The sequence below is a fragment of the Aureisphaera galaxeae genome (assembly GCF_028561275.1).
GTDB classification, from domain to species: domain Bacteria; phylum Bacteroidota; class Bacteroidia; order Flavobacteriales; family Flavobacteriaceae; genus Aureisphaera; species Aureisphaera galaxeae.
Genome location: NZ_JAQQTF010000002.1, coordinates 496,350 through 509,992, shown reverse-complemented (window position 1 = coordinate 509,992; position 13,643 = coordinate 496,350). Strand labels below are relative to the sequence as shown.

General features: G+C 39.5%; 13 protein-coding genes and 1 tRNA gene. 4 read left to right on the top strand and 10 right to left on the bottom strand.

Annotated features, from left to right (window positions below; genetic code table 11):
* Nucleotides 1-19: 19 nt before the first annotated feature.
* The 4 genes from POV27_RS02130 to POV27_RS02115 are packed head-to-tail and all read right to left on the bottom strand — an operon-like array spanning nt 20 to nt 3,753.
* Nucleotides 20-787, bottom strand: coding sequence for an ABC transporter permease (locus tag POV27_RS02130; protein WP_272861084.1), 768 nt, complete (start codon nt 785-787; stop codon nt 20-22).
* Between the two features lie 6 nt (nt 788-793).
* Complete coding sequence (locus POV27_RS02125) at nt 794-1,483, bottom strand: hypothetical protein (protein ID WP_272861083.1); 690 nt, start codon at nt 1,481-1,483, stop codon at nt 794-796.
* A 19-nt stretch (nt 1,484-1,502) separates the two neighbouring features.
* Nucleotides 1,503-1,922 carry a response regulator gene (locus tag POV27_RS02120; protein WP_272861082.1) on the bottom strand — a complete coding sequence of 140 codons (420 nt, stop codon included), beginning with the start codon at nt 1,920-1,922 and terminating at the stop codon, nt 1,503-1,505.
* 4 nt (nt 1,923-1,926) lie between these two features.
* The gene (locus POV27_RS02115) at nt 1,927-3,753 is read right to left on the bottom strand and encodes an ATP-binding protein (RefSeq protein ID WP_272861081.1); all 1,827 of its coding nucleotides are present in this window, start codon (nt 3,751-3,753) and stop codon (nt 1,927-1,929) included.
* 357 nt (nt 3,754-4,110) lie between these two features.
* Here POV27_RS02115 and POV27_RS02110 point away from each other — a divergent pair, with 357 nt between their 5' ends.
* Complete coding sequence (locus tag POV27_RS02110; protein WP_272861080.1) at nt 4,111-6,303, top strand: amino acid permease; 2,193 nt, start codon at nt 4,111-4,113, stop codon at nt 6,301-6,303.
* Between the two features lie 86 nt (nt 6,304-6,389).
* Here the strand turns inward: POV27_RS02110 and POV27_RS02105 are convergent, their stop codons facing one another.
* Nucleotides 6,390-6,884, bottom strand: coding sequence for a hypothetical protein (locus POV27_RS02105; protein ID WP_272861079.1), 495 nt, complete (start codon nt 6,882-6,884; stop codon nt 6,390-6,392).
* A gap of 278 nt (nt 6,885-7,162) precedes the next feature.
* Here POV27_RS02105 and POV27_RS02100 point away from each other — a divergent pair, with 278 nt between their 5' ends.
* From POV27_RS02100 to POV27_RS02090, 3 genes are all read left to right on the top strand, one after another.
* Nucleotides 7,163-8,284 carry a sensor histidine kinase gene (locus tag POV27_RS02100; protein WP_272861078.1) on the top strand — a complete coding sequence of 374 codons (1,122 nt, stop codon included), beginning with the start codon at nt 7,163-7,165 and terminating at the stop codon, nt 8,282-8,284.
* Nucleotides 8,281-9,015, top strand: coding sequence for a LytR/AlgR family response regulator transcription factor (locus POV27_RS02095; RefSeq protein WP_272861077.1), 735 nt, complete (start codon nt 8,281-8,283; stop codon nt 9,013-9,015). The genes POV27_RS02100 and POV27_RS02095 overlap by 4 nt, the downstream gene beginning before the upstream one ends.
* Nucleotides 9,016-9,209: 194 nt before the next feature.
* Complete coding sequence (locus POV27_RS02090; protein WP_272861076.1) at nt 9,210-10,721, top strand: tetratricopeptide repeat protein; 1,512 nt, start codon at nt 9,210-9,212, stop codon at nt 10,719-10,721.
* Nucleotides 10,722-10,949: 228 nt separating this feature from the next.
* Here POV27_RS02090 and POV27_RS02085 read toward each other — a convergent pair.
* The 5 genes from POV27_RS02085 to trxA form a co-directional block, all read right to left on the bottom strand.
* Nucleotides 10,950-11,023: transfer RNA gene (locus POV27_RS02085), tRNA-Asp, on the bottom strand.
* Nucleotides 11,024-11,180: 157 nt separating this feature from the next.
* Nucleotides 11,181-12,110: a DUF58 domain-containing protein gene (locus POV27_RS02080; RefSeq protein WP_272861075.1), complete on the bottom strand. Its 930-nt coding sequence runs from the start codon at nt 12,108-12,110 to the stop codon at nt 11,181-11,183.
* A 50-nt stretch (nt 12,111-12,160) separates the two neighbouring features.
* Nucleotides 12,161-12,514, bottom strand: a complete 354-nt coding sequence (locus POV27_RS02075; RefSeq protein ID WP_272861074.1) for a four helix bundle protein — start codon at nt 12,512-12,514, stop codon at nt 12,161-12,163.
* A 52-nt stretch (nt 12,515-12,566) separates the two neighbouring features.
* Nucleotides 12,567-13,112, bottom strand: coding sequence for a ClpP family protease (locus tag POV27_RS02070; RefSeq protein WP_272861073.1), 546 nt, complete (start codon nt 13,110-13,112; stop codon nt 12,567-12,569).
* A gap of 142 nt (nt 13,113-13,254) precedes the next feature.
* Entirely contained in the window at nt 13,255-13,575 is a 321-nt protein-coding gene (gene trxA / locus POV27_RS02065) for a thioredoxin (protein WP_272861072.1), read from the bottom strand.
* Between the last annotated feature and the right edge of the window lie 68 nt (nt 13,576-13,643).

The following is a 13,643-nucleotide window of genomic DNA, read 5'->3' as shown; positions in this document are numbered from 1 at the left end:
GGTCAATCTACGACCCTTCCTAATTATTTTGATATTGTACATAACTATATTTTTTTAAAATTTTACGTTCAAGGAATTCAATGGAATAATAGAATGTTAGACCAAATACTGTAATAAAAAGAATAGCGGCAAACATTAAATCGGTTTCTAATTGATACACAGAAACCTGTAGAATATGTCCAATACCTGCGTCGGACCCTGTAAGTTCAGCTATTATAGCTCCTACGACACTAATTGTTGACGAAGTTTTAAGTGCCGCAAAAACATAGGGAAGAGAGGAAGGGATTCTAACAAATCTAATAATTTGAATGTTCGAAAGAGATAAGCTCCTGGTATAATCGATAAGATTTGGATCTACGTCTTTAATCCCAGAAATAGTATTTATTAGCATTGGAAAAAAACACACTAAGGCCGCCATTAAAACCTTACCAAACATCCCATTGCCGAACCAAATCACAAATAAAGGTGCTAAGGCAATTATGGGAATTGCTTTAATCATTACAGAAACGCTAAGACCTGCTTTCTCAATTCTTGGAAAAAGATGAAAACCTACCGCTAATAAAAATGCAATGGAATTCCCAAGTAAAAACCCCAAGATTGACTCAACAACAGTGGTAAAGGTGTTCTCAAGAAGGTAATTGAACTTTAATTTGACAACCTCAAAAACCTCTGTAGGCCTTGGTATCAGATAGTTCGGCACCTCTAACCATTTCAAGAAGTATTCAACAAACACAAATGCTATAGATAGCATTAATATCGCGCCAAATATTTTTGAAATTCTCCTCATAGTGATTTAATCTGTATAAAATATTTGAACTGAAATCAAAGACAGGAAAGCTGCAAAAACTGAATACCCTATTATAGTCTCAAGCATCAAAATCAGATAGACCAAAGGATTATTGTTCGCTATTTCAATTACGCCAACACCAACAAAAGCGGAAAAAGAAGAATAAATTGTTCTAAATACGTATCTAAAAGACTCCTCAGAAAAACCGACAAATTCCGTATTCCCAAAACCATAGTCTGCAATCATTACTAAAATAGAACTAAGAATAATTGTTATGAAGCTTATGTATAAAATTCTTGAAAAGCTTGTGCCATAAACACTAATTGCCCTCCAAAATTTGAATAACAACCACTTTGTATAACTCTTGCTCTTCCCAATTAAGTAGGTTTTTTTTCGTGCATCGTTTTCGGAGACCCACAAGTACTTCCCCGATTCTAAATCTCCATTGTCCTTAGAAAGTTTCCTAATTTTTCTAAGCCCGGTTATATATATCAATTGCAAATCCTTACTCTTATATGCGCCTAAGTATTCCTGTGTAGTCGATACAAATTTCTTATTCGCATCAAGATAATAGGGATAATTTTTGTCTATATCAAGAGAGCTTTTTAATTTTCCATATTCCTTCTCAATGAAATCGTGAAACTCCATGATATCATTTTTAAGTTTTTGTTCTTGATCTTGTTGATTGCCTTCCATAAGAATATTCTTGGTAAATCTATTCCATTAATAAGTTTTTTATATCCTCAATCTCTTTCTTCAAAGTCGGAACTCCTCCATCTGCTTTATGAATAAACCCATTGATTATTCCACTTTTTAACAAATTCTGAACTTGTTCTTCGTACTGTCCTTTACGATAAGCCGTGGTCAAATATATAAGCTGGCTTTTTTCTTTATTCCTCAATAAATGAGCAAGATAAATACCATCTTTTTCTAAAGGCATGTCTAATTGTATATCTAAAATCGCCAAATCATAGACATTGCTCTCTATATAATTTTCGACCTCTACCCCATTTTTAGCAGTGTGGATGGCTCCTATTTTCAATTTATGTATCTTGGATATTATTTGGAAAGTTTTAATCCACAGATTCTGTTTATAATCTATATTCTCGACAATCAAAATCTTAAGTTCTTTCATAAAATTAAATTTTGAATTTCAACTCAACAGAAGCTCCTCCCAAAAAAGCACTCTTATTTGAAACATCGAAAACACCACCCCTCCTTTCGAGTACTTGCTTGATTAATTGTAATTTAGATGGAAAGTCATTAGCGCTAATTTTATCTATAATATCAGCTTCGAATCCAGCACCATTATCTTCAAAGCTAATTTTCACAATGTTGGATTTTGAATCTACCATTTCTCCAATAATGCGAATTTTGAGATTCTCTTTTTCAGATCGATTATGACTAAATGAATTTCTAAGAATATTTATTGTGATAGAAGTGAGGTCTAGTTCTTGAATGGTAACCTCCTTGACTTCATCATTCAATTCTACATTTACATCTAACTCGCCAACAGAAGACCTTACAGCACTTACCCCTGCAAAAATAGACTCTGAAATAGTTCTACTGCTTGTATAATAATTGTGAAGATGACTTCTCAGGTTCATCATGGTTATATTCGATCTTCTTTCAAGTGAACTAATCTCACTCGACAGCTCGAGAAATTCCTGTTTTAGCAAACTATACGAATCTTCTGGAAACGAACTAGACTCAAATATCAGCTCACAATTCATAACACAATGTATAATGTTTGAAAGAGGCTGTTTGAAATCGTGAACAAAGTCTTCAAAAGCTCTAGTTGCCATAATATTAGACTCCCTACTCAAATCAACTTTAGAAGTCGCATCAACAATTGTTCCCTGAAGACCAACATGTCTAGTCTGAAACGTTATAAACAAAACAAAATAAGATTCATTATTATTTCGATCAACTTTTTTAATATTAAGATAATTCACCCCTTTTTTAGTTCGAGAATCGGCAAACGAAGACTGAGAATCTAGTATACTCTCTAATCCCTTCTCAAGCGAGCCGTGAGTCTCATTGCCAAAAGCATCATAAATCTCAAATTTCTGCTCTTTTAAAAAATCCATTAGCTTATACCCTCTAATAAAAACTCTATCACTATTCGGGGCAAAGACTTCCAGAAATCTATGAGACACACGTGTGAATTCTAACTTCTCATTAACACTAAAGCTTGGCTGAGCCATTTCGTCCATATCAAAAAAATAGTATGGGCGGAATACGGAGATTTTATTCTCTTTATTGCTTCTACGTGTTTCTAAATTCAGCTGAGCCAACACCATCCCCTTTATAAATTTCCTCGATAAAACTTCTGGCTCAAAAGCATATTCAATCAGCAATCTTGCCACCGGAGTTATATAATACCTTATGTCTCTTGAAGTCCCAGACCTGTTCACAAAATAGATCTTCTCCCCACCAGGACTATTACTTTGGGTTCGAATACCTGCATAAAGCTCATTGTTCAAAGGGTCTCGCAGATATTTCAGGTCATACGGAATTAAAATTGAAAATTTCAATAAATCACCCAACCTCCTAGTAAGGGTAGGGTTCTTTTTCCCATTCCTTATTCCAAAAATCGATATATTTTGGCCTGCACCTTTCTCGATGAGCATCAGCTTATCTCTTAATGCAGACAAACCATTTTTGATGTAATAGCCGTAAGCAATCTCAATATGCCCTACTTTAATTCCAGCCCGATCGAGCCTACTATTCGCATCATCCCGCAACTCATCATTACAATCTTGTTCCTGCCCTAAATGAAATGCTCTTAAAATAATAAGTAAGGCCAACCGATCATTCTTTCCTAGCTTTCCTAAATCCAAAGTCCTCCCATACAATGCATCCTGCCGAAGCCCACAAACAAGTACCGGAAATGCGCGCACCAACCACCTAAAATGATCATCGAAAAAACTTAAATCTTCATTCTCTTTAAAAAACTGATTCAAATCTTAAATATTTGATTGATTTAAAAATATCTTTTTAAATCAATCAAATATAGTTTATTTAACTCAAAATATACAGGAAGAGATAAAATTTAACAAACTTTACCAATTAAAATCATAACGATCAAATATTTAGACAAAGTTGACAAACGACATATAATCACCTGACAATTAAACAAGCACCCACGCAATTATTTTGATTAACCGTCCTTTTATGCAAAGCTCTCAATCCCTTGAGATTTGGACGTATGAGATAACCTCTGATCGGTATTTAGATTCATCATTTGTCAAATAGCACATGGCGCTATTAATTATAGTTGTTCAAAATAATCCCTCAAAAACGCTAATATTGTAGTAGCCATGGAGCAGGATCTATCGAAAGCCAAAAAATTCGGAACCTTTGGGGGTGTTTTTACACCTACCTTGCTTACCATTTTAGGGGTAATCATGTACCTCCGGATGGGATGGGTTGTGGGTAATGCCGGTTTATTGGGTGCTTGGCTTGTCATCATCATTTCCTTTTTAATCACGCTTTGTACGGCTCTATCCATGTCGGCCATTACTACCAATATCCGAATTGGAGCCGGTGGTGCGTACGCTATTATTTCGCAGTCCCTCGGTCTAGAAGTAGGTGGAAGCTTGGGCATCCCCAGATATATTTCTCAAGGATTAGCCGTAACCATGTATATCTTCGGTTTTCGGGAAGGTTGGTTGGGTATATTCCCAGATCACAACCCGTTTTTGATCGATATTTGTGTATTTGCAGGACTATTAACCATTGCCTACATAAGTGCCAACTTGGCTATTAAGATTCAGTACATCATCATGGTCATTATCATAGCCTCCTTGGTATCCGTGGTCTTGGCGGCTTACGATGGATCCATGGTCATTCCAACCAAAGAAGCCCTAAGTTGGGGTAGTTTTGAAGGTTCGCCAGAAAACGACTTTGAAGGTAGCAATTTCTGGTTGGTCTTTGCCGTCTTTTTCCCGGCTGCAACCGGAATTATGGCAGGTGCGAACATGTCCGGCGAACTTAAAGATCCTCGCAAAAGTATTCCGGTAGGGACGCTTTGGGCAATCGGAGTTAGCTTCGTTATCTATATGTTGTTGGCCTTTTGGCTGGCGCGATCTGCTACAGAACAGGAATTGGTTTCAAATTATAATATCATCATCGACAATGCCTACTTCGGCCCATTGATCATCGCCGGAATTCTAGGCGCCACATTTTCATCGGCATTGGCTTCCCTTGTTGGATCATCACGAATCCTATTTGCCATGGGTGAGCATCAGGTGTTACCAAAATCCCAATTTCTGGCTGGAAAGAGCGCCAACGGACAACCCAGAAACGCCATGATTGTCACAGGAATCCTGATTTTCGCCACCATGCTTCTTAGAAACCTGAATGCCGTAGCTCCCCTGGTTACGCTTTTCTTCTTGGTGACCTACGCCATGATCAATATCGTAGTCATCATAGAACAGAAATTGGGATTAATAAGCTACAGGCCCATTTTTAAAGTAAGGCGATGGATTCCGTGGTTGGGATTGATCTCATCGGTATTGGCCATGTTCATTATCAATCCTACCATAAGTTTGATAACCATCGGTATTGTTCTGGCGGTATACTGGTATTTATCCCGACAGAATTTGGAAACGCCTTTCGAGGACGTTCGATCCGGACTCTTTGTCTCCTTTGCAGAATGGGCCGCCAAACACACTTGGGGAATGAAAAAAATGCAGCAACGTGCCTGGAAACCCAATCTCATGGTTCCAGTACGTGATCTTACGGGAGCTCGGGGTAACTTCGATTTTTTGCACAGTATTTCGCATCCCAAAGGCTCGATAAAACTATTGGGGATAGAACCGGATTCCAATGACAGCACCATGCCTTCAGAACTGGAAAACTTGGCTCAAGCCTTTCGGGATAAGGATGTATTCTCTAGCTGGACCATCATAAACACCACCGAATTTGCCAAGGGTGTTAATTATGGGAATCAGGCGTTATTAGGTGCTTTCTTCAGACCCAATATTGTCTTTTTAAACCTCCAACAACATGATGATTACGAAACGGAATTACGTCCTGTAATTCGAGAATGCATTCGATTGGAGGTTGGTTGTTTGGTGTATCAGTCGCATCCAACCGCCTTATTGGGGCAACGCAATACCATCAATGTTTGGCTTAGTGATAGGAAGGACAATTGGAGTTTGGGTTGGGATATTGGTAACTTGGACCTTTCTACCCTTATTGCCTATAAACTGAAGAAAAATTGGAATGCCAAAATTCGATTGATTATGGTGATTGATGATGAAGCAGAACTTAAAAACGCCACCAACTTTCTGAATAAACTCACCGATCTTGCGCGTCTTCCCGATACCTTAAAGGAAGTCCATGTGGGTAATTTCAGGACCATTGTCACCCAAGCACCTCGAGCCGACCTAAACATCTTCGGCATGAATGCCGATCTACGTTTCGAGTTTGTGAAAGAGATGACCCAAAAAACCAATAGCTCGTGCCTGTTTGTAAAGGATTCTGGACACGAAAGTATTTTGGCTTAATTAGGCCTTCATTAGTTATAATATAAAAACCCGCCTTCCAAGGATGACGGGTATGGAGTTTTTTAAAAGTTCGAGGTTATCCCCCTTTATATTTTTTCGGACTTTTCGTTCAAACGAATCGTTTTTCTTTTGGAACCCTGCGTCAACTTCAAGGAATAACAAACCTCTGGTTCTTGTGAGCGTTTGTATGTAAGGATTTGTTTGCTTTTCACCACTTCCCATCCTGGAAACTGTTCCATTACTTTTCGATGAATCTTTTTCGGCAATACCATATTCGTATAGGTTTCTGAAGTGGAATATATTTCGCCATTTTTGTCGAAAGTGGCCTCAATATTTCCATTTTCCGATTTAAAAACAACCGTAAATAAATCTTGTCTTCTGTCGAATTCTTTCTGTTTACGAACATCCCAAGATGCCACTTGTTGCTGGAGTTCACCAATACTGGTTGATTCCGATTTTTGTTGTACGGCATTCATATAGTCTAAGTTCATCACCGAGGTGACTTCATTTCCGGGAGTGTTCTGGGCAAAACCAGCCACGGTGGCTGTTAGGAATGCCAAACTAAATAAGAGCGTTTTCATGATTGATACTATTTTTAATGTTAGATTATTTGTTGGACATGACAAATATTGTCCTACTTCACTACATTAAAAAAGGACATTGACCAGCTCCTTGATATTCTTGATCATCGCAAGTATTTCCGTACTTTAAGATGAGTTTATGACAAAGTATTCTTAAAAAAAACGGTTATCGCGTAAAGAATGTCGTTGATCAATTATCTTGTACCGTTGATACGATAATCTGTTAAAATTCTGTCTTTTACTATAGGTTTGTCTATAGGATTTACCCCTAAAAAGAAATGCAAAATCTTGAAACACACTGGTTTTTTAGGTATAAGTTGCACCATCTGGTTTTCTGGTCGGTGTACCACTATCTCTGGTGGTCTTTTTATATGAATAGTAGCATAACGGCTTTCGAATCCTTGGGAACACCCATTTACTTGACCAAGTTTCTTCTATTCGTACTGGTTCAAGCCGCTGGCGTCTACTTTTGCCTGTATTATCTCATTCCCAAGTTTCTAGAGAAAGGAAAAATACTGTCATTTCTATTATTGACTTTGATTACTGTGGTTTTCATGGCATTTGTTATCATGCTTGGTATTTATATGGCAACAGCATTGGCTGGAATGGATTATGGCGGGGCTTTCAAATATCATGTGGATTCAGTCACAACGGTATTTAAAAAAGATGCTTTCCCCTCTTCGGTTTCTTCCATGACCTTTGGGATAAGCATAAAATTGGCAAAGAACTGGCTCGATTCGAATAGACGAAGACAGGAATTGGAACGCGAAAAACTGGAATCCGAATTAAAATTCCTGAAATCACAGTTTAACCCCCATTTTCTGTTTAATACCATCAATTCCATTTTTGTACTCATCGATAAGAACTCTAAGTTGGCCAGCGAATCGCTTTCCCGATTTTCGGAGTTACTCCGTTATCAGCTATATGAATGTAATGAACCCCAGATTCCACTTTCCAAAGAGCTTCAATTCATCCAGAGTTTTTTAACATTAGAGCGACTTCGTTACGATGATCATGTGGAGATTAAAACCGAATTCCCAAAGACATACGACACCCAATGGACCATTGCTCCTTTCGTATTGATGCCCTTTATTGAAAACGCCTTTAAACATTTCCATCCCACCAAAGAGCATCCCAGTTGGGTGCATTTAAAACTTCATCTAGAAGGCGACCAGTTAAGTTTTGAAATCATCAATAGCAAGCCTCCTACTGGACCTTCGATCGTCGAAGTTGTCGATTACGGCGGCTTAGGACTTAAAAATGTACAACGCAGATTAGAATTGATCTATCCCAACGCACATGAGCTAAACATCTCGGATTCACTCAACACCTATAAAGTGTCACTGCGTATGACATTGGAAGCCGATACTCAGTCCATCCCAATTCCGAAAGCCATATGATACGCTGTGTAATTATAGACGATGAACCTTTGGCCAGAGAAGGTTTGGCAAACTACATTAAGGAAGTGGATTTCCTTTCCTTAGCCGGGCAAGGCGCCAATGCATTGGAGTTAAACAAATTGCTTTCCGATACAGAAGTGGATCTTATCTTTATGGACATCCAAATGCCCATTATTAGCGGTATAGAGTTTTTGAAAATTACACCCAATCTTCCTAAGGTGATTCTTACTACGGCCTATCCCAGTTATGCTTTGGAAGGTTTTGAATTGGATGTGGTAGATTATCTCTTGAAGCCAATTACCTTCAATCGCTTTTTAAAGGCAGTTACCAAGGCCTATAAACTTCATATTCCTTCCCCTATTACCTCTCCAATACATCCCGAAGCTTCTATCGAACAGGATTTCTTCTTTGTAAAGTGCGACAACCGATATGAAAAGATCTATTTCAACGATATTCTATTCGTACAGGCCCTTCAGAATTATGTTACTTTTTTCACTACTCAAGGTAAAATCGTTTCTCTGCTCCCCTTAAAACAAGCTGAAGGAAACTTAGAAAATCATGGTTTCATAAGGACACATAAATCCTATATCGTTTCCATTTCCAAAATTGATCGCATGGAATCGCACGAACTCACAATTGGCTCTCATAAAATCCCCATAGGGCGCAATTTCAGGAAAGAGGTAAAGGAGAAAGTGCTTGGCAATACGGTTTGGAGACAGGAACGGGGTTAGTTTCTGAAAATTAGTACAAACAAAAAAGCCTCCTCCTTCGCTGAAGCTTCGGCGGGCGGGTATACCAACGGATAAGCTCTTCATTTATCTTTCCATCATTTGACCAGCATACGGCAAATCCATCTAACTCCCTAATTTTCCGTATTTTCATAGTAGCGAAAATCAAGTAAAACCGATCAAAAGGCTCTTCATAAATGAAAAACATATATCTTCTCTTAATCGTTCTTTTTCTCGCAGGGTCCTGTAAGAAAAATGGTCCTTCCCCATCCTTTTTAGGTGTTGTTTCACTTGAGGTTACAGGAAAACCCCAGGCCGCCGCCCATTTTGAAAAAGGCTTATTGCTTTTGCATTCATTTGAATATGAGGATGCCAGAGAGGTTTTTAAAGAGGCCCAGTTGGCAGATCCGGAAATGGCTATGGCCTATTGGGGTGAAGCCATGACCCATAATCATAGCCTTTGGAGTGAGCAGGATTACGATAAGGCCTTGCCCATTATGGAAAAACTTGAAAAGCTGGACTATAAAGCGAACTGCACCCAGCTTGAAAAGGATCTAATTGAGGCCCTGAAAATATTATATACCAAAAAAACAGAAAAGTTGGATCGGGACGACAATTACTCGGCGTATATGGAGTCTCTACATCAAAAATATCCGGATAATCATGAAGTGGCTGCATTTTACGCCCTTTCACTACTCGGTTCAGTTTCTGAAGGACGTAATGAAGAAATTTATGAAAAGGGAGCTGTGATCGCCCAAGGGATTATTGCTGAGAATCCGAATCACCCTGGGGCTTTACACTACCTCATCCATTCCTATGACGACCCAAAGCATGCTTACATGGCCTTGGACGCTGCGAATGCATATGCAGTGGTTGCACCAGATGCCAGTCATGCCTTACACATGCCTTCACATATTTACGTTGCCATGGGGATGTGGGACGAAGTTGTATCTTCCAACATAGCCTCCTATAATGCGAGTCTGAGCAGAATGAAACGCAAGGGTCTCGACAACAATGCACGTGGATACCACGCCTTTCATTGGTTGGAATATGGCCATCTTCAGCAAGGAAATAAGGAAAAAGCGGCCGAAATGGTTTGGGAGATGCAACAATTCATGAGCGAATCGCCTTCTGCACGTTCCCGTGCCCACATGGTATTTTTAAAAGGCACCTATCTTGTGGAAACGGATGATTGGGATTCTACAATCGCAGACATTCCAGTTGAAACGGCAGACCTCAATGTTTCTGTTAGGTCGCAATACCATTTTCTAGAAGGAATGAAAGCTTTTAAGGATGCGAATTCAAATGCGTTGGACAGCTTAATTCTTGTAGCTCGGAATAACATTGACCGAGAAAAATTTGTTATAAAAGCAGGAAGCAGCAAACTGTGTTCTAACATTTCTAGGGCCGATGCCAACCAAATGGATATTACCCAATCTGAAGTAAGAATAGAGCAATTATTGGGCTTGGCGGCCTGGTTGAATGGCAATACAGAACAGACAGAAGCCCATTTATTAAAGTCTATCGAACTCTTCGAAGGAATGAGCTTCAGTTATGGCCCTCCGAAAATTCAAAAACCGGTTCGCGAACTATATGCCGACTGGCTTGTAGCTCAAGGAAGGATGGAAGAGGCCAAGGAGCAATATGAGCTTACCTTAAAGATTGGCCCCAGACGCCTTCGCCCCACCCAGGCTATTGAAAATATGTAGGGTTGGGTAAGGTATTTCAAAAGGCAGGAACCCTTCTTCGCTGAAGCTATGAAGGGTGATACAAAAAAAGCCTTCATCTTCGCTAGGGCTTCGATGGATGTGACACCCAGAAACAAAAAAAGCCCATCCAAACGGATAAGCTCTTCATTGGTTTATTTCTAAACCACTCGATGCATTTCTGCATCTCAACACAACTTCGTAATTCTGAACCAGATTCAGAATCTGTTGCGGTCTGGACGAGACTCGAACTCGCGACCCCCTGCGTGACAGGCAGGTATTCTAACCAACTGAACTACCAGACCAATTTTCTTATCTTTTTGCAAAGACCCTAGCAACAGCTAGGCGTAAAAGAAATTGTTACCACTTTGCTTTTTAAGGTGTGACCTTGATTGCAAAGGCGGATGCAAATATATCACGTCTTTTTTATTTCACAAACAATTTTCAGAAAAAAATGCGCCCCTATCCAAACTTCTGCCTTTCGACCAAATAGGTGGTCAAAATTTTATTGAATCCTTCATTAATATCGGCCTTCACATATTTAATTCGGTACTGCCCACATTTCAGCTCCAATTCCCCGAAATAGTCCTCTACAGCCTTTTGGTAATTCTCCTTAATGGTATCCGCATATAAATTGACATGCTCGCCTGTCTCCACATCGACAAAACGCTTGGGCCGATTCGAAAAATCGAAATACAATTCTTTTTGTCCATCATAGGTATGGAACAAAACCACTTCGTGCTTGTTGTACTTTAAATGCTGTAGCGCCTCAAACAATTGCTCTTCTTCCGTTTCGGTCTGAAACATATCGGTAAACAAAAACACCAAGGATCGGCGCTTCAGCTTTTCAGCAATTAAATGCAGGTGGGTGTAGGTTTTTGTTGTTATTTCCTTCCTTCTATTGGCTATGGCCTGATTCAATTGGGCCAAAAGCATATGATGGTGGCGTTCACTTCCTTTTTCCTGGGCATAGTAATCGTAAGCATTACTATAAATACTCATTCCTACCGCATCCCGTTGCCTCTTCAGCAAATTCATGATGGCAGCAATGGCCAAAGCCGAAAATCCAATTTTATTGAGGGAATCGATATGAAACTCCTTCAATTTCGGATAGTGCATGGAGCTACTGTTGTCTAAAATAAGATGACAGCGCAAATTGGTCTCTTCTTCGTACCGTTTGGTATACAGCTTATCGGTTTTGGCGTAGAGCTTCCAATCGATATGCTTAGTACTTTCCCCGTTGTTGTAGATTTTGTGCTCGGCAAACTCGGCCGAAAATCCGTGAAACGGACTTTTATGCAAACCAGAAATAAACCCTTCTACCACTTGTGTAGCCAGTAGTTCCAGGTTCTTAAACCCAGTGATTTCGTTTATTTCTTTTTCTATATTCATTTTTTCTGTGATACGTGATATGTGATACGTGATGGGTGATGGGTGACGATTTATACCGCCTTTTTCAATAAATAATTTCGCGTTCCTATTATCAATCCTCTAGATGAGTCAATCAATTTTTCTATCCTTTTATTTCTTTCAACGAAACCAAATCTTAATGCCAAATGGTATTGAGTTTCAACTTCAGACAAAGAGCCCATAGCAATACTTAGAAACCGTATAAATTCCTTATCACTCATTCTAGCGGCTCCTTCGGCAATATTGGAAGGAACGGATACCACTGCGCGTCTTATTTGACTTGTCAATCCAAATCTTTCATTATCAGGGAAGTTTTTAGTCAGATCATACACCACTTCTGCCAGCAACATACTTTTCTTCCACACCTCCATTTCCTTATGATCCATATCCTAAAATCCTCTAATCACCTCTCACTTTTCACCTTTCACTCCTCACCTTTCACTCCAAAACTCCATCCACAATACCGTACTCTACGCTTTCCTCAGCACCCATCCAGTGGTCACGGTTAAAATCCTTCATTACCTTATCAAAAGTCTGGCCACAGTTATCTGCCAAGATCTGTGCACTCAATTCTTTGGTCTTAATGATTTCTTGAGCGGTGATTTCAATATCACTAGCCGGTCCTCGGGCTCCGCCGCTGGGCTGATGGATCATTACCCGGGCATGCGGCTGAATGAACCTACGTCCCTTCTCCCCAGCCGAAAGCAGCAAACTTCCCATAGAAGCCGCCAATCCAGTACAAATGGTCGAAACGGGACTTTTTACCGCCTTAATGGTATCGTACATGGAAAATCCGGAGGTCACATATCCCCCTGGGCTATTAATGTATAACTTGATTTCTTCATTACTTAGGGAATCCAAGTACAACAAACGATCTACCACATGCTTGGCACTATCGTCGTCTACCATTCCCCATAAAAATATTTTTCGATCCTTTAAAAGGACATTGTCTATTTGATCCTGTACTTTATATACTTTTTCCATAGTAAAATTTACTGTCCCCTCGAGCGCAGTCGAGAGGTCTAAGATTCTAGCAAAAAGGTCTCGACTGCGCTCGACCTGACTGCCTACTAAAATAAGAAAAGGCTCCCAAAAGAGAGCCTTTATTCAAACTATTTTTCTTTTTCTAGTTTAAAAGTGAATCCAAAGCTTCGGCATACACATTCTTAGGAGCTACTCCTACCTGACGGCCTACCAACTCACCGTTATTGAAAACCAATACAGTTGGGATGTTACGCACACCAAACTTAGCAGCAAACTCCTGATTTGCATCTACATCTACCTTTCCTACCACTGCTTTTCCTTCGTACTCGTTGCTCAACTCGTCGATTACAGGTCCTACCATGCGACAAGGTCCACACCAAGCAGCCCAAAAGTCTACCATCACTGGTTTGTCACTCTTTAACACAGTTTCTTCAAATGTTGCATCCGTTATTTCTAAAGCCATTGTCTTAATATATTTAAAGGTTACGCAAAAGTAGTCAAATTTTATTCCAAAACTTACAACGGAAGCAT

What these genes read in the sequence shown, in the direction of transcription:
- POV27_RS02130 (WP_272861084.1), bottom strand. Translation starts at nt 787, where the DNA reads ATGAGGAGAATTTCAAAAATATTTGGCGCGATATTAATGCTATCTATA.
- POV27_RS02125 (WP_272861083.1), bottom strand. Translation starts at nt 1,483, where the DNA reads ATGGAAGGCAATCAACAAGATCAAGAACAAAAACTTAAAAATGATATC.
- POV27_RS02120 (WP_272861082.1), bottom strand. Translation starts at nt 1,922, where the DNA reads ATGAAAGAACTTAAGATTTTGATTGTCGAGAATATAGATTATAAACAG.
- POV27_RS02110 (WP_272861080.1), top strand. Translation starts at nt 4,111, where the DNA reads ATGGAGCAGGATCTATCGAAAGCCAAAAAATTCGGAACCTTTGGGGGT.
- POV27_RS02105 (WP_272861079.1), bottom strand. Translation starts at nt 6,884, where the DNA reads ATGAAAACGCTCTTATTTAGTTTGGCATTCCTAACAGCCACCGTGGCT.
- POV27_RS02100 (WP_272861078.1), top strand. Translation starts at nt 7,163, where the DNA reads ATGCAAAATCTTGAAACACACTGGTTTTTTAGGTATAAGTTGCACCAT.
- POV27_RS02095 (WP_272861077.1), top strand. Translation starts at nt 8,281, where the DNA reads ATGATACGCTGTGTAATTATAGACGATGAACCTTTGGCCAGAGAAGGT.
- POV27_RS02090 (WP_272861076.1), top strand. Translation starts at nt 9,210, where the DNA reads ATGAAAAACATATATCTTCTCTTAATCGTTCTTTTTCTCGCAGGGTCC.
- POV27_RS02080 (WP_272861075.1), bottom strand. Translation starts at nt 12,110, where the DNA reads ATGAATATAGAAAAAGAAATAAACGAAATCACTGGGTTTAAGAACCTG.
- POV27_RS02075 (WP_272861074.1), bottom strand. Translation starts at nt 12,514, where the DNA reads ATGGATCATAAGGAAATGGAGGTGTGGAAGAAAAGTATGTTGCTGGCA.
- POV27_RS02070 (WP_272861073.1), bottom strand. Translation starts at nt 13,112, where the DNA reads ATGGAAAAAGTATATAAAGTACAGGATCAAATAGACAATGTCCTTTTA.
- trxA (WP_272861072.1), bottom strand. Translation starts at nt 13,575, where the DNA reads ATGGCTTTAGAAATAACGGATGCAACATTTGAAGAAACTGTGTTAAAG.